Source organism: Salinibacterium sp. NYA9b, from assembly GCF_976973725.1.
Genome location: NZ_OZ333476.1, coordinates 2756352 through 2769744, shown reverse-complemented (window position 1 = coordinate 2769744; position 13393 = coordinate 2756352). Strand labels below are relative to the sequence as shown.

General features: G+C 61.1%; 20 protein-coding genes. 6 read left to right on the top strand and 14 right to left on the bottom strand.

Going from position 1 to position 13393, the window contains the following annotated elements:
• The 7 genes from ACWFSR_RS13355 to ACWFSR_RS13325 all read right to left on the bottom strand — a co-directional run bounded on the left by ACWFSR_RS13355 (position 1) and on the right by ACWFSR_RS13325 (position 4850).
• Complete coding sequence (locus ACWFSR_RS13355) at positions 1-423, bottom strand: PIN domain-containing protein (protein ID WP_447522615.1); 423 nt, start codon at positions 421-423, stop codon at positions 1-3.
• Positions 420-665: a FitA-like ribbon-helix-helix domain-containing protein gene (locus tag ACWFSR_RS13350; RefSeq protein WP_447522614.1), complete on the bottom strand. Its 246-nt coding sequence runs from the start codon at positions 663-665 to the stop codon at positions 420-422. The genes ACWFSR_RS13355 and ACWFSR_RS13350 overlap by 4 nt, the downstream gene beginning before the upstream one ends.
• 68 nt (positions 666-733) lie before the next feature.
• A complete protein-coding gene (locus tag ACWFSR_RS13345; protein ID WP_447522613.1) occupies positions 734-1129 on the bottom strand; it encodes a hypothetical protein in 396 nt (131 codons plus the stop codon).
• A gap of 73 nt (positions 1130-1202) precedes the next feature.
• Complete coding sequence (locus tag ACWFSR_RS13340) at positions 1203-2093, bottom strand: hypothetical protein (protein WP_447522612.1); 891 nt, start codon at positions 2091-2093, stop codon at positions 1203-1205.
• A gap of 2 nt (positions 2094-2095) precedes the next feature.
• Complete coding sequence (locus ACWFSR_RS13335) at positions 2096-3067, bottom strand: SPFH domain-containing protein (protein ID WP_447522611.1); 972 nt, start codon at positions 3065-3067, stop codon at positions 2096-2098.
• A 256-nt stretch (positions 3068-3323) separates the two neighbouring features.
• Positions 3324-4109: an acetoin reductase gene (locus ACWFSR_RS13330; RefSeq protein ID WP_447522610.1), complete on the bottom strand. Its 786-nt coding sequence runs from the start codon at positions 4107-4109 to the stop codon at positions 3324-3326.
• Positions 4110-4403: 294 nt separating this feature from the next.
• Positions 4404-4850 carry a hypothetical protein gene (locus ACWFSR_RS13325; RefSeq protein ID WP_447522609.1) on the bottom strand — a complete coding sequence of 149 codons (447 nt, stop codon included), beginning with the start codon at positions 4848-4850 and terminating at the stop codon, positions 4404-4406.
• Positions 4851-4961: 111 nt separating this feature from the next.
• Here ACWFSR_RS13325 and ACWFSR_RS13320 point away from each other — a divergent pair, with 111 nt between their 5' ends.
• The 3 genes from ACWFSR_RS13320 (at position 4962) to ACWFSR_RS13310 (ending at position 6707) form a co-directional block, all read left to right on the top strand.
• Complete coding sequence (locus ACWFSR_RS13320) at positions 4962-5387, top strand: NUDIX domain-containing protein (protein ID WP_447522608.1); 426 nt, start codon at positions 4962-4964, stop codon at positions 5385-5387.
• Between the two features lie 104 nt (positions 5388-5491).
• Entirely contained in the window at positions 5492-6265 is a 774-nt protein-coding gene (locus ACWFSR_RS13315; RefSeq protein WP_447522607.1) for an alpha/beta fold hydrolase, read from the top strand.
• A gap of 88 nt (positions 6266-6353) precedes the next feature.
• A complete protein-coding gene (locus tag ACWFSR_RS13310; RefSeq protein WP_447522606.1) occupies positions 6354-6707 on the top strand; it encodes a hypothetical protein in 354 nt (117 codons plus the stop codon).
• A gap of 8 nt (positions 6708-6715) precedes the next feature.
• On the opposite strand, the gene ACWFSR_RS13305 is transcribed toward ACWFSR_RS13310, so the two are convergent.
• Positions 6716-7990, bottom strand: a complete 1275-nt coding sequence (locus tag ACWFSR_RS13305) for a type II toxin-antitoxin system HipA family toxin (RefSeq protein ID WP_447522605.1) — start codon at positions 7988-7990, stop codon at positions 6716-6718.
• Positions 7980-8261 (bottom strand): helix-turn-helix domain-containing protein, encoded by a 282-nt coding sequence (locus ACWFSR_RS13300; RefSeq protein ID WP_197109314.1) that lies wholly within the window; start codon positions 8259-8261, stop codon positions 7980-7982. The genes ACWFSR_RS13305 and ACWFSR_RS13300 overlap by 11 nt, the downstream gene beginning before the upstream one ends.
• Positions 8262-8508: 247 nt before the next feature.
• Between ACWFSR_RS13300 and ACWFSR_RS13295 the strand changes: the two genes are divergently transcribed.
• From ACWFSR_RS13295 to ACWFSR_RS13285, 3 genes are read left to right on the top strand one after another with little or no spacing between them, the layout of a single operon-like run.
• Positions 8509-8862, top strand: coding sequence for an ArsR/SmtB family transcription factor (locus ACWFSR_RS13295; RefSeq protein WP_447522604.1), 354 nt, complete (start codon positions 8509-8511; stop codon positions 8860-8862).
• Complete coding sequence (locus tag ACWFSR_RS13290; RefSeq protein WP_447522603.1) at positions 8855-9373, top strand: SRPBCC family protein; 519 nt, start codon at positions 8855-8857, stop codon at positions 9371-9373. The genes ACWFSR_RS13295 and ACWFSR_RS13290 overlap by 8 nt, the downstream gene beginning before the upstream one ends.
• A gap of 52 nt (positions 9374-9425) precedes the next feature.
• A complete protein-coding gene (locus ACWFSR_RS13285) occupies positions 9426-9932 on the top strand; it encodes a tetratricopeptide repeat protein (RefSeq protein ID WP_447522602.1) in 507 nt (168 codons plus the stop codon).
• 92 nt (positions 9933-10024) lie between these two features.
• Here the strand turns inward: ACWFSR_RS13285 and ACWFSR_RS13280 are convergent, their stop codons facing one another.
• The 5 genes from ACWFSR_RS13280 to ACWFSR_RS13260 form a co-directional block, all read right to left on the bottom strand.
• Positions 10025-10330: a transcriptional regulator gene (locus ACWFSR_RS13280; protein ID WP_447522601.1), complete on the bottom strand. Its 306-nt coding sequence runs from the start codon at positions 10328-10330 to the stop codon at positions 10025-10027.
• Positions 10320-10787, bottom strand: a complete 468-nt coding sequence (locus tag ACWFSR_RS13275; RefSeq protein ID WP_447522600.1) for a hypothetical protein — start codon at positions 10785-10787, stop codon at positions 10320-10322. Before ACWFSR_RS13275 ends, ACWFSR_RS13280 begins: the two co-directional genes overlap by 11 nt.
• A 117-nt stretch (positions 10788-10904) precedes the next feature.
• Positions 10905-11777: an ABC transporter ATP-binding protein gene (locus tag ACWFSR_RS13270; protein ID WP_447522599.1), complete on the bottom strand. Its 873-nt coding sequence runs from the start codon at positions 11775-11777 to the stop codon at positions 10905-10907.
• Positions 11774-12445 (bottom strand): FadR/GntR family transcriptional regulator, encoded by a 672-nt coding sequence (locus tag ACWFSR_RS13265; protein ID WP_197106675.1) that lies wholly within the window; start codon positions 12443-12445, stop codon positions 11774-11776. The genes ACWFSR_RS13270 and ACWFSR_RS13265 overlap by 4 nt, the downstream gene beginning before the upstream one ends.
• Positions 12446-12703: 258 nt before the next feature.
• Complete coding sequence (locus ACWFSR_RS13260) at positions 12704-13330, bottom strand: hypothetical protein (protein WP_197109326.1); 627 nt, start codon at positions 13328-13330, stop codon at positions 12704-12706.
• Between the last annotated feature and the right edge of the window lie 63 nt (positions 13331-13393).

The following is a 13393-nucleotide window of genomic DNA, read 5'->3' as shown; positions in this document are numbered from 1 at the left end:
TCAGCGGTTGCCCCAGGGGTTGACCAGTTGCACGCCTGTGTCGGTGAAATCTGCGGTATTTCGGGTTGCCAACACGGCGTCGTGCTGGCGGCACACAGCGGCGATTTGTGCATCGAAGGTGCTGATCGGTCTGCCCGCACGGCTCCGGTTAGACACGATGTCTGCATACTGGCCCGAGGAGTCGAGATCGAAGGCAAGGACGAAGCCGGCGAACGTCTCAGTGAGTAGTGACTCCATCCGCTCTCCAACATCCTGTTTTCTGCGGCCACTGGGTAGTAGTGCAACGCCAGCTCGCACCTCGGCTGCGGTAAGCGCTGTGATGACGAGGTCAGTTGAGTCTTGGGCATCAATCCACGCGATGACCGCCGGGCTCGGTGTTGGTCGTACAAGTTCGGAGATGACGTTTGTGTCGAGAACGATCACGCGCTGAAGTCCACCGCGCGTGCGGGTTCATCCCGAGTTGGGCTCTCCAGATCGACTCCACCAATCTCGGCGAATTGATCACGGATGAAGGAGCCGAGACCGCGCGGAGGTCGCCGTGCGCTTACCCCAGCCGCCAAAAGTGCTCGAGCTTCGGCTTCCATAGAGCGGCCGTGCTCGGCGGCCTGAATGCGCAGGCGTGCTTTCACATCGTCGTCTAGGTCGCGAATCATCAACGTAGCCATCAGATGCTCCTTCGTTCGGATCATTGCAATGCTAGCACTGATAGCATTCAAGCCACTCGTGCATATACTCAGAACGCCATCAGAATGAATCCCGCAACGATGCTCAGGAGGCCGACTCCGGTAAGGATCGAGCCGATAAGGAGGGCGCTGTTCGTGTGACGGGGTCGCGCAAGACTCCACCGAGAGGGATGGCACTGGTCGTAGTGCAGAGTGACTTGGGCGCCGACATCCATGAGGGGAACTTCTGACGGCTCGTGAAGGGCGGAGTGCTGTTTGCCATCGCTATCGGACCAGCGGAAGCCCTGAAAGCCGCCGGCTTCAAAAACCTCGGCACTGGTCGCAACCCATTTGCACGCCCGCAGAGCGAGAATCCACCCCAAAAGAAGTATTGGGATGCCGGGGACGAGTCCGACCCACGACATCGTTTCGAGCACCGTTCCCCACGCGCCATCAGGTCCGGTCATTCTGCAATATTATCGGCTGTTCGCTGCGGAGATCACGGCGATCGTAGCCATCGCGGAGATCGCAGGCGTGACGCTACGCGAGGGTGAGGGTGCGGCTACTCGTGCCGATCGTGAGTTTCTGACCCCAGCCGACGGAGAGATGGTCTGCTTCGATGCCATCCCCGAAGAGAACGAGAGTGTCGGACTGAACAACGACCTCGAGGCGCTCGGTGCTGGTGAGAGTTCCGTCAGTGAGCGAGCGCCCAGTGGAGGGCGATGGCCAGGCCTCGCGGATGTACCAGCGCAGATGGTCGGAGCCTGCCGGCGGAAGCTCCGCGGTCAAGAAGCGATCCGAGGCGATGGAGGTTGACCATCCGGTGCTTCCCGTTCCGGTGGCGATGATGATGCCGGAGGAGGATTGCTCCTCGCGCGCACCGTTGGGGAGGGTGATCGCATACCGCGCCGACTGATGGCCGCGGTTGCCGAAGTACAACTCGTTGAGCGCGACGAGCCGCTGCCCGTCGTCGAGTATGCCCTCGACCATGGTGCGCTGGCTGAACTGCAGGCGGCGATGGATGGTCGCTTGTACGAGCTCCACGGCATCGGAGGGGGCGAACCTCACGAGCGCGCCCGAGTTGCGTGCGGGTTCGGGATCGATGCCGATCACTGGTTGCCCGGTGAGGTATTTGGCGACGTTCGCGACGAGCCCGTCTTGCCCAATGATCACCACGATGTCTTCGGGCGAAAATGGGTAGCGGTCGAGATCAGCGCGCTCCACCCGTGCTTGCCGCAGCTCGGCAGGAAGCGCTGTCGAGACCGAAGTAAGTGCGGAAGCGAGCACTTCGTGCCGCTCCCGAACCTCCTCAATGCTGCGACCGCGCGACTTGAGAAAGAACTCGGCCTGCCCCGCAGTGGAGTGCCGCTGGAGTAGTTCGGTGTATTCCGTGCGTCGATGAACAAGAACGACACGGGGCGCGAGCGCCATCGTTAGTCCTTCTGCGTGCCTGCGATGCGGCTCAACGCTTGGCTCAAAACGTCAGGCGACAGGTTTACGGTGCCAATCTGCGGCAGGTGCTCTGCAAGAGATTTCGCGGCGAGAGCAAGCAGAACGCCGGATTCGATACCCTCATATGCTGCAAGTCGCGCCTTCTCTGCCTCGGCTGCCGCGGCGCCCCTAACTCGAACGCTGTCTGCCGCGCTCTCAGATTTCACCTTCTCGGATGCTGCGGATTCGGTTGCTCGTTTGAGGGCGTTTGCGCCCTCTTGACCGACCAGGAGTTCCTCACGCTTGGCGAGTTCGATCTTGCTTTGCAGTTCGTTTTCGGCGATCGCACGCTCGCGCTCGACGGCAACAGCGCGACGCTCGAAGGTCGCCTTGTCGGCATCCTGCTGCACCTGCTCCCGCACGGGAGTCTCGAGAGCAGAAGCGAGTTCGGCCTGGGGCCGGATGCTCACGACGCGAACGCCGATCACGAGGATGGATGTCTCGGCGAGACGCTTGTCTGCGGCAAGCCCGTCAGTCATCGCTTGGCGCACCGTCGGCAGGCCAGCCGCCAATAGGTCGAGGAGCTTCATGGTCGCGATGCTTTCCAACGCGTACTGCTGGGCGAGCTCAGTGATGCGGGAAGCTACCTGTGCGAGTGGATCGGAGATCCATTGGCCGGTCTGGGTGTCGATGGCGAAGTCGATGCGGCGAGCAGCAAGGCTGGGGTCTGCATACCGATAGGTGATGGTGGCTCCGACAGCAACATCCTGAAAGTCGATGGTGCGCGCATGGAAGACCAGCGGCAGCTCGTTCTCGGCGGTGGGAACCTCGCTGATCGCGGCGGTCAGCGCGCGAAAGTTGAAGGCGACGCCGACGCCTTCGTGCGCGACCTTGCCCTTTCTGAGGTGAACGATGTGTGCCGTGGGAGTGCTGCGTAGGTGTCGAAACAAGCCGTGCTGGCGGATATAGGCCATGTGAGTTCCCCTGCAATATATTGAGTAATCGTCCGTCTCATACCTTAGGGGAATCGGGGCGCTCGGGCTCACGCATTGTGATCCGCCACCTATACACGCTGTGACTGATCGCGAGTGTGAGTCGAAAGTAGAGGCGGTTGTGACCGGGCAGGAAAAGTCGGAAGTGTGACTGCGTCGGCAAAAGCCGTGCCACCCGGCACCATGTGTGCGAACACCGTAGGGTTCGGCTGTGGGCGCCGGGTGGCGCGCTTAGTGACTAGTTGTAGAGCATTCCGCCGTCGACGAGCAGCACCTGGCCGGTGACGTAGTCGGAGTCGGCTCCGGCAAAGAACGAGACGACCTTCGCGACATCCTCGGGGGTCTCGATGCGGCCGAGCGCGATGCCCTCGACGTTTTCCTTGAGGTTCTGGCCGCGCGGCTTGCCGTTGATGGCGCTGAGCTTTTCGTCGATCAGGTCCCACATGCCGGTTCCGACGATGCCAGGGGCGTAGGCATTGACGGTGATGCCGCGGGGTGCGAGTTCTTGGGCGGCAGCCTGGGTGATGCCACGGACGGCGAACTTCGATGCCGAGTAAGCGCCGAGGATAGGGAAGCCCTGGATGGCGGCGATGGAAGCGGCGCTGACAATTTTGCCGGCGTGACCCAGTTCGTCAAATTTTGCGACCGCGGCTTGGATTCCCCAGACGACGCTGTTCACGTTGATGCTGAAAATCTTCTCCAGCTCTTCTTCGGTGATCTCGAGCATCGGAGTGACCTGTGCGATTCCCGCGTTGTTGACGATCACGTCGAACCCGCCAAGCTTTTCGGCCGCGGTGTCGACGGCAGCGAAAACGTCGTCGCGCTTGGAGACGTCTGCGGCGACGAAGATTGCTTTGCGTCCGAGGGCTTCGATTTCTGCGACAACACCGGCTCCCTTTTCTGCCTGAAAGTCGAGGTCGGCAATCGCGATGTCGAAGCCGTCGTGGGCGAGCCGGAGTGCGATACCCCGTCCGATTCCTTGTCCAGCTCCGGTTACGAGCGCGACTTTGTGTGAAACGGTCATGGTATTTCTCATTCCTGATTCGGGCATGGTGATCGCCAAGTTGACGTCGTTGGCCCGGAGCCCGGACGGTGCCGGTCAGGCAACCATCAGGACTCTTTCAGGCTACGCCCGGCTCCTGAGTGCCTCATGGGGCCGCCGTAACAGAGCGCGGCCCAGCCTCGAACCAACCGACCAGATTGTCGAGCGGTCGCAGCATCGCACAGAGCCGAAGCCGAGTGGGTGCGTGTATCTCGTCGTGGAAGGGAGGTTTGGTTGGCGCGTCGGCTCCCGTCCTTCGTGCTCATGAATAGTTCGCTACTGCGCGCTGCGCACCTCGCGGGCGTAGGTGCGGTCGTAGCCCACGACACAGACCGTCGTGAGAAGCCCGCCGAACAGCGCAAGGGGCACAATCCAAGCAACCATGCCCAGCACCCAGAGGGCAAAGGAAAGCACCGAGAGGCCGCCGATCAGTACTCCGAGCAGTATAAGAAGCGCGATGCCCCGAGGTCCGGCAGGGAGACTAATGGAGAGACCGCTACGCTTGCGAAAAATCAACTCGACGCCGACCATGATCCCAATACTCGCCGCCACGGCGAAGAACACACCAGGCAAGCCGACTACAGGCGCGCCGAGGAATAGTGCCGCGGCCAATCCCTGCGCCGGAGCAGCCCACGGGGTCTCGGCGGTCATCCGCACGCCCAGCCGCCGCCGATCCGTCTCCACGGCCAAGAGCGCATCGCGGGCGCCAAAGTTGCTCTCCATGCTGTTGAGTCAATCACTTGCCAAGGAGGTGAACAACGTCTCGGGGTTGTTGATCGATTCGAAGCTGCAAGCGGTGTCTGTCTCGGACGGCAAGTGTGCTGGAATAGCGGCATGCCTCATCACGTCGCAGTGGGCGCTCTTGTTAGCTCGCAAGGTGTTCTTCTCGCCCACCGTCGAGCTGATCTTGCTTACTATCCCAACTGCTGGGACTTCCCGGGCGGTCACATCGAGAATGGCGAGACTGCAGCCGAGGCCCTCTCTCGCGAACTTCACGAAGAACTCGGAGTGACGGCGACCATCAACGGCGAACCGCGACTACGGGTCACCGAGGAGCCTGAAACCCCAGAAGGGTTGCTTTTAGACCTGTGGCTCGTCACGGAATGGACGGGAACAGTTGGGAACTTGGCACCCGACGAGCACGACGAGTTGCGCTGGGTCTCCAGAGAACAACTTGGTGACCTTCAGCTTGCGCACGAGGCGTACCGGGAAGTCATTACTGAGCTAGCCGTACCGCGGGATCAGCGCGGCCGCCGGTAGAGGGTGATCTCCGTACGTATTTGTTCTGCGAATCAGAAGTAACGGAATGCCGCCGTTCAGTGGCAGTAGACACAGGTTCTGCAACGCCTGACTAGAGTCTGAGAATGGCAGTTGAGCTGGCGTACGAACTTCACACGAACCCTGAAAAGCCAATAATCGTGTTCCTGCACGGTGGCGGATGGACAGGGTGGGCATGGGATCGTCAGGTCTCCGCACTTTCGGGTTACCAGTGCGTCACGGTCGATTTGCCGGGCTCGGGGGAGAGTGCCCATATTCCGTGGCGGTCCCTCAATGAGACGGCAGACAGTGTGGCTCAGCTGATATCCGAGGTGGCTGGCACGGAGCGCGTCCATGTTGTCGGACTATCTGTGGGCGGTGACGTCGCCCTTCGACTCCTAGACCGGCATCCATCGAAGATTAGGTCTGCGTTCATCTCCGGCGTTGTTACATCGAAAGTAACCGGGGTTCCGCGAGCGATACAGCAGGTCGCGTCACTCATCGCGGGCACGCGCGTATTTCACCGGCTTGCCGCCAAATCGATGGGATTGGTCGACAGCCGACGCGAAGAATTTCTCTCCACAGTCCCTAGATTTTCGCGATCGAGCTACACACGCATGGTTCGCGACGTCTTCGCTGGAGTTCCTCTCGACGGGCTGGCGGCCTGCGCCGTGCCCACACTCGTCATCGCTAGCGAGAAGGAACCTCTACTTGCGGCGGAGTCAGCGCGCGATGTGTCGTGCATGATGCCGAATGCGGTGTCGGCGATCGCCAATGGTGTCGGCCATGCCTGGAATATCCAGTCGCCTGAACTCTTCAATTCCTCAGTCGATGCGTGGTTTTCTCAGCACGCAGTGGTTTCTGGCCTTTCGGTCATTTGAGCAACCGTTTCCTGCAGTGAGACCTCGCCCCGTGCGTCGCAGGTGCAACCCCATTTACCGGTTCGGTTTACCCCGTTACCTTTGAGACATGGAAGCTGATTGGATCGAACACCGACGCTCGGGCGATCAGGAGCGAGTGGGCTGGATGAAGCCCGTCGGCGAGGGATTCGTCGCCATCGATCTGTTGGGGCGTCCGCGAACAGACGTCGTGGACTGGATGCTCGCAGAAGAAACTTTGGACGAACTGGGGCTGGGTTACCTTGCCGACCCGCATGAGCTGCGATTGGATGACGGAACCTGGCTGCGAGTGCGGATCGCCGAGCTGTCATCCGGCGAGATCCGCGTAAAGAAAGACGACTGGGGCAATATGGAGGCAACCCAGCTCTACTACTCGCTGACATTCCCGGTCACAGAGGATCAACTTCGGGCGCTGTCTCGCTGAAGAATTCCTTAGCGCCGCGGTTCGCTGATCTCATCTCCAGCGATCAGGCGGCTGAGGTTCCGTTCCATGCCGTCGAGGAGGCCGGGCGAAATACCGGCGGGTGGCCGAGTGCTGTTGAGTGCTGAGCTGAACGCCGCGAAGGTTTCTGTGACCGTTTTTTCGATTGATCTCGGCGTCATGACTCCCCAACTTGTGGCTTCGTTGATGAGCCTTTCGGCGCTAATGCGGCGGTGGTCGAATTGCCCATCGATCGCTAAGGCCATGGTCCAGTCGATACGGCCTGCTTGGTGGAGGTTGGGCACCGAGTCGTAGAGCTGGGTGAGGGTGTCTTCGCCGGGGAGGTGAAGGATTCCGGTGTTCTTTGCGTGGCCATCGTTGTCGCCAACGAGCACCCGGTACGTGAGCTGGCGCAACCACTCCGAGAGCGGGTTCTCTCCGTTTAAGCTTGCCGCAGCTTCAGCGATCCTCGCTGCGCTGGGGTGTTGCGGGTTCGCGGGCCAGTTCTTGTCTTGAAACTTTGAGCTCGCGTTTACCCAGTCGAGGCCGAGGGCCTGCGCGCAGTCTTCTTGGTGAACGAGGGTGACAGTTTCTCCGACGACGGTGCGGTCAAAGCGTTCGATCGCCAGATAGGAGGTTTGGCCGACTGTGTGGAGTTCGCTTTCGAAATGGGAGAGCCCCATGGCGCGAGTGAGTTGGTGGCTGAAATATTCGTCCGCGATCACGTGAGGGCGCGATGACACTTGGGGCTTGATGATGTGGGTGGAATGGGCGCTGCCGTGCGGCTGAAGCCAGCCGTCTCCGAAGTTCGCCAACAGAAGTTTGGGCTGAAAGCCGGGGATCATTGAGCGGCTGTCATCTCGCTGCCCAAGGTCGTGATCCTCAACTGCCCTCTTCAGCATCCGGTTCAGTTCGGCGTCGCTCAGCGGTTCGTAGGATGGCGAGCTCGAGGGATTGTCTCCGGCCGGGAGAAAGGTCAGGGCGCCGGCGATCGAACCACCGAATTCGAGAAGGATGCCGAAAAGATCGTTCGGTTGTATCCCGCGCTCCGAAGCCATCGCTTCGCGCTGGTTGCCCTCGGGCCCGTAACCTCCGAGGAACCGTGACACCAGGTTCACGTCGGTTCGAGCGCCGGGGATGGTGGTGAAGCTTTCGGTTAAGCGCACTGCACCGGGCTGATAGTCCGCAGCCCATGTGAGTCGGACTTGCTCGGCAGAACCCCGTGCGGCCCGAGTTAGCGTTCCGATGCGCTGTTCATGAAGAAATACTGCGAGTTCACTCGCCATCGCGTGCTCCGGCCTCGCTCTGGGCCTCGTCGGCTTCGGAGCTCTGACGCGTCAGTTCGTACGTGACGGTGACGCGGATGCCGAGCTTATTGAGGGTGCGGAACAGCCTCGACGCGAAGAGGTTCGGTTTGCCGGATTCGATTTCGCGCAGGTAGTTGCGCGAGAATCCCAGCGTTTCTGCGACGTCCTCTTGGCGGATGCCCTGTGCTTGCCGTGCAACCTTCACGACGGCGCCGAGGTCCTTGAAGTTGGTGATCCCAATGGTGGGCATCGGATGCTCCTTCCCTTTGTCCCTGCCAGACCCGAAACTACGATGCACGGATAACAGTGCATTGTGCGATGCACGTTTATCCTAGCATTATCAGATGCATCAATAAACGTGCATTGCGTGTGCTCTACCCTTCGCGGCGGGTTGACCCGCGGCTACGATGCGACGCTGATAACCAGTACATCGGATGCGGTAGACAAAACGAGAATGTAACCTCGCGTGTACGTACCCAAGGTGGTACATTCAACGTATGGACACGATGCTGCACGCGATCTCGGACGAAAGCCGTCGAACTTTGCTCGCCCGCCTTCGATTGGGGCCGACTAATGTCACCGAGCTCGCAGCGCTTCTTCCGATTGCGCGCCCCGGTGTTTCTCGCCATCTCCGGGTCTTGCGTGAAGTTGGGTTAGTGGATGTTCACAACGAAGCGCAGCATCGCATCTACTCGCTGCGCCCCGAGCCGCTCCAAGAGCTTGACGAGTGGCTGGAAGAATATCGCGCGCTGTGGGAACACCGCCTCGACGCGCTCCACACTGAGGTCGCACGCGGCAAAAAAGCGAAGTCGCTCGCGGTAAACGAGAGAAAAAGGAATAGCGATGCCTGAAGGATCCGGAGTTACGAAAATTCTGGGCAGTTTGCGTGAGGTGAACGGCGCAGGCGTCGTTCACGTTGAGGACGTCTATGCGACGAACATCGACGACCTGTGGTCCGCAGTTACCGAGCCAAGCCGACTCGCGCGTTGGATCGTGACTGTGGATGGCGATCTCACCATTGGTGGAGAGTTCAGCGCCACGTTTACCAGCGGCTGGGAAGGATCCGGCCGCGTTGACATTTGCGAGTCACCCCGACACTTGCGAATAACGACCTGGTCGGATGACGATGCACCCGGCGTGATTGACGTCACGCTGGTTGAGGAACCGGCCGGCACGAGGCTAATCGTCGAGGAGTCTGGCCTGCCGCTCGATGTTTATCATCACCACGGTGCAGGCTGGCAAACCCACATCGAGGATCTCGCCGCCTATCTTGAAGGTCGAGAAACATCGGACTGGGGCGCTCGCGCGACAGAGCTCTCCACTACCTATCGGGATATGACGGTCGGTCGGTCGTCTAGCTAGGAGACCGTCGGCCAACTCTCCTGCCGAAGGGGCCCATGGCAGACTATGCGGCATGAATCTAGACGATGAGCTTGACCGGATCTTCGCTGCCAGAGACCGGGAAAACATGCAGCCAACAATAGATTCATTGCTTCCCCTCTACGCCTCGCATTCCCAGAACGCACGAGTGCTGTACGAGGTGGGCGGGGCGTATGACACGGCTGGCCAGGAAGAAGCAGCCCGGGGTTTTTACGAGCGCGCTCTCGCCGCCGGGCTGGAGGGCGATCTGCTCCGCCGTTGCTACGTTCAGTACGGCTCGACGCTCAGAAACCTGGGCGAATACGACAAATCTCGTGCGGTATTTGCAACGGCTCGCACAGCATTTCCGGAGTCCTCTGCGTTGGGTGCTTTCGAGGCGATTACGCTGCACGCCGCCGGGCGGCATGATGCGGCCGTCGCAGCGCTCCTCGATCTAGTGGTGGAGTTCGTTCCTTCTCCCGACATCGACCGGTACAAGGCAGCGATCAGCGGGAACGCGGCGTATATCCGTTCTTTAGAAGGGACTGGGGGCGAGCTCTAGGCTTCGCGGTAGGCATCGATCGCTGGCCCTCAGTGCTCTAAAAATTGACGCCGCCGAGACCGCTTGAAGGGCCAACGGTTCGCGCAATCAGCTCAGTTCAGTTCAGCCAGCGCCGAGATCGCGGCGAGATGCCCGTCGAACGCCGCCTTGCCGGCGGGTGTCAGCTGCACCGTTGTCGTGAGTCGACTGTCGTCGCGCTGCGGCGAGGTTTGCTTGGATGTCGTTGCATAGCCGAGCTCCACCAGGTTGCGGATTGTCTTAGAGAGGCTTGCTTCGCTCATCCCCAAAATGTCGGTAAGGGTGCGGAACTCGGCGGAGTCCACGGGGCGAAGAACCGCGCACAAGCGAAGTCTCGTAGACGCGTGAATTGACTCATCGAACCGGGGTTCAGCGGGCATGAAGGAGTTCTTTCGCCATGGTGCGGCTGAGCATCCGGAGTCCGACGATCATGACGACCGCGGCTAGCGCCGAGTTCAAGGCGATCGATCCGGAGAGCTCTGAAAACATGATTCCGAGGGATGCGCCGAATAGCGCGACTTCAACCGTCACGAGCACAATTACGACCGCGAGGCTCTTGCGCCCCACGGGTCTCATGATCGAAATGCCCATCCTCTTGTCGCACTCCTTGTCGAGCGCGGTGGAGGCGCTGATGAGGAGGACGCTAATGAGGGTCACGATCCACATGCTGCCGGTCAATGGCGCGGCAACGATAACTGCGGCGAGCGCGGCGGAGGCGAGGGTGTGCCACCACGGATGCTGTGCCACGCGTTGGGCGAGCGACTGTCGATCGGCAGCGATGAGATCCAGCTGCACATTCGCGTTATCGCTGTCTTCGCTTCCGGAGTCACTTTCCATGGGGTTGAGTGTATCGCTTTCCATCTCGGAAAGTAAGAAGTGATCAACATTCGTCACGGTGCTCGGTCCTGCGGCCGGCAGGGTGTGTCGGGAGTGGCCGTTGGGATCACGCTGAAGCTAGACCGCGGCGAGATCGAGGGAGCGCTTGCGGCCTGGGAGCGCGAACCAGCGGCCGTCGTGTTGCCCGACGCGGATCGGATGCGCGAAGGCGGTCGTCACGTTCTCGGTGGTCAGCACCTGTTCGGCTGGCCCGGCCTGAGAGATCCGACCATTCGCAATTAGCGCGGCATGGGATGTCGTGGAGGGCAGTTCTTCGAGGTGATGCGTCACGAGAATTGAGGCCAGTCGCGGAAAGCTGTGGGTGAGCGCGTCGACCGTTTCGAGGAGTTGCTCGCGTGCCGCGACATCCAGCCCGGTGCTGGGTTCGTCGAGAAGGAGTAGGTCTGGTTCGGCGATCAGTGCGCGGGCGATGAGTGCTCTGCCGCGTTCTCCTTGCGACAGCGTCGGCCAGCGGTGGGCATCCTTGCCTGCCAGCCCCATCTGTTCGATGAGTTCTGACGCGCGTTGGGTCTGCTGCGCGCTGGGGTCCCATCGTGGGGGAGTCTCGAGGGATCCGGTGAGGCCGGTGAGTACGACATCCCGAATCGTGAGGGGTGCGTGAAGCGGATGACGCGGGTTGACGTGCCCGATCGAGCGACGCAGTGCCTGCAGTTCGACCCGGCCGAGGCGTTGCCCCAGGATGTCCACTGTTCCGGAGGTCGGGTGCGCTGAGGCGCCAACGAAACCGAGGATGGTGCTCTTGCCGGCGCCGTTGGGCCCGAGGAGCGCCCAGTGTTCGCCCGCGCGCACGGTGAGGTCGACCTCGTTCAGGATGGTGCGCTCGCCGCGGCGAAAGGTGACGCCGCGCAGCTCGACGACGGTGGGGTTGCTGTTCACGGAGGTGCTTTCGTTCATGAAGGTGCTGTCGTTCGTGGTGGTGCCGTCGCTCACGAGAGGGCTCGGTGCACGCCGGTGAGGTGCGCCCGGCTGCACTCTGCAGCGGCGGCTGGGTTTCGTTCGGCGATCGCTTCGACGAGAGCGGCGTGGGCGGCTTGGTCTGCCTCGTAGTCGTGGATCGGGCGCAGCTTCAGCATTTCGATCATCGCTACCCGCACTCGCGGCACGAACCCGTTGAACAGTTCGAGCAGCACTTCATTGTGGGATGCCGCGACGACTTCCTGATGAAGCGCCATGTCGACGTCAGCGAACTCTTCGGCAGAGTGGTGCGAGCCCGAGCGGCGGGCGAGTGCTCGACGCATCGCCCGCAGGTCTGATGGGGTGCGCCGATGCGCTGCGAGTGCGGCAGCTTCGGCCTCGATTGCGACCCGAGCCTCGATGACGGATGCGACGGAGACTCGGCGCAGCACGACATCCCAGTCCTCGGCGATGTTGGTCGAGATCACGAAGACGCCCGAGCCTTGACGGCTTTCGAGCACGCCTTGACCGGCGAGTTCACGGATGGCCTCCCGCAGTGTAGAGCGCCCGACCCCGATCTCGGCGGCCAGTGTCGTCTCGCCCGGCAGCTTGTGCCCCAGGGGCCACTCGCCGGCACGGATGCGCTCAAGCAGGACTTCGGCCGCTTGCGCTGCGAGCCGACCTTGTTGCACTGCTGGCGTCATGCAGGTGCTCCGATCACTGTGTTTGTCTGCCTCGCAACTCTACACCTCAGACAAGTTGCACGAGCGTACTCGGTGGCGTGATGGGGTAGCGGCACAAAACAGGTTGGGAGGATTCGCTCCTCACTCGGTCGCTGGGGGAGGCATAGCTGAGAAGCCCGGAGCTATTGCCGATATGGGTGGGTCGGGCTAGCATTGTTGGTGCCTCCCGTTACGACGGGTAAGGAAGAAGACCTTAGAACCCCAGCCGGACGACTGGATCTAGGGTCTTTCGTTTTTGTCGGTCGAGGGTTCATCGGGAACGGGGGATTCTGAGGTGTACCGGTGAACTACGAAAGTCTGCGACAGGGCCTCAAGGTGACTCTTCTCGCCTAGATAATCGGAGTTGATCGCGCCGAGTACAGCGTCAGCGATCCACAACAGCGGCTCGTCGCCGCCACGAAGATGAGTGATGCGTACGCCCTTGGATTGGCCAGAATTCTGCACACCAACAATGTGGGCGCGATCTAGCTTGTCCTGCTTGGGGCTGCGGCTTTCCAGCGTGACGTCCTGGACATTCATCGCGGTCATCTCCGAATAGAAATCACCAAGGCACTTTCGGCGGAAGCGTTCAGTTTTCGTTTGCCGTGTGGAACGATGCGCAATCACTACGTTCATGGTCCCCAGCCCACTAAGCAACGTGATGATCCGACGTCGTCTGGACTCGCTTTCATCGGTCCAGTGGAGTTTTATCTGACCGGGCAACAGCAGGGGACGAAGCTTCGCTCGCACGTCTTCGCACTCGTCGGCTGGCACGAGAGCCGCGCCGATCAGGTACTCCTGCTGGCGCTCTCCGCGGTTTGCGGACGACTCGTCGGCGAAGGCGCGAAACTGAATCGGGGATGGCACCCCTGCTACGGTACAGCGCTTGATCTCGCCCGACGCAGAGGCGTCAAGAACTGTGGAGTCGGG

Coding starts and splice junctions, on each gene's coding strand:
- ACWFSR_RS13350 (WP_447522614.1), bottom strand. CDS start 665: ATGGCTACGTTGATGATTCGCGACCTAGACGACGATGTGAAAGCACGC.
- ACWFSR_RS13345 (WP_447522613.1), bottom strand. CDS start 1,129: ATGACCGGACCTGATGGCGCGTGGGGAACGGTGCTCGAAACGATGTCG.
- ACWFSR_RS13340 (WP_447522612.1), bottom strand. CDS start 2,093: ATGGCGCTCGCGCCCCGTGTCGTTCTTGTTCATCGACGCACGGAATAC.
- ACWFSR_RS13335 (WP_447522611.1), bottom strand. CDS start 3,067: ATGGCCTATATCCGCCAGCACGGCTTGTTTCGACACCTACGCAGCACT.
- ACWFSR_RS13330 (WP_447522610.1), bottom strand. CDS start 4,109: ATGACCGTTTCACACAAAGTCGCGCTCGTAACCGGAGCTGGACAAGGA.
- ACWFSR_RS13325 (WP_447522609.1), bottom strand. CDS start 4,850: ATGGAGAGCAACTTTGGCGCCCGCGATGCGCTCTTGGCCGTGGAGACG.
- ACWFSR_RS13320 (WP_447522608.1), top strand. CDS start 4,962: ATGCCTCATCACGTCGCAGTGGGCGCTCTTGTTAGCTCGCAAGGTGTT.
- ACWFSR_RS13315 (WP_447522607.1), top strand. CDS start 5,492: ATGGCAGTTGAGCTGGCGTACGAACTTCACACGAACCCTGAAAAGCCA.
- ACWFSR_RS13310 (WP_447522606.1), top strand. CDS start 6,354: ATGGAAGCTGATTGGATCGAACACCGACGCTCGGGCGATCAGGAGCGA.
- ACWFSR_RS13305 (WP_447522605.1), bottom strand. CDS start 7,990: ATGGCGAGTGAACTCGCAGTATTTCTTCATGAACAGCGCATCGGAACG.
- ACWFSR_RS13300 (WP_197109314.1), bottom strand. CDS start 8,261: ATGCCCACCATTGGGATCACCAACTTCAAGGACCTCGGCGCCGTCGTG.
- ACWFSR_RS13295 (WP_447522604.1), top strand. CDS start 8,509: ATGGACACGATGCTGCACGCGATCTCGGACGAAAGCCGTCGAACTTTG.
- ACWFSR_RS13290 (WP_447522603.1), top strand. CDS start 8,855: ATGCCTGAAGGATCCGGAGTTACGAAAATTCTGGGCAGTTTGCGTGAG.
- ACWFSR_RS13285 (WP_447522602.1), top strand. CDS start 9,426: ATGAATCTAGACGATGAGCTTGACCGGATCTTCGCTGCCAGAGACCGG.
- ACWFSR_RS13280 (WP_447522601.1), bottom strand. CDS start 10,330: ATGCCCGCTGAACCCCGGTTCGATGAGTCAATTCACGCGTCTACGAGA.
- ACWFSR_RS13275 (WP_447522600.1), bottom strand. CDS start 10,787: ATGGAAAGTGACTCCGGAAGCGAAGACAGCGATAACGCGAATGTGCAG.
- ACWFSR_RS13265 (WP_197106675.1), bottom strand. CDS start 12,445: ATGACGCCAGCAGTGCAACAAGGTCGGCTCGCAGCGCAAGCGGCCGAA.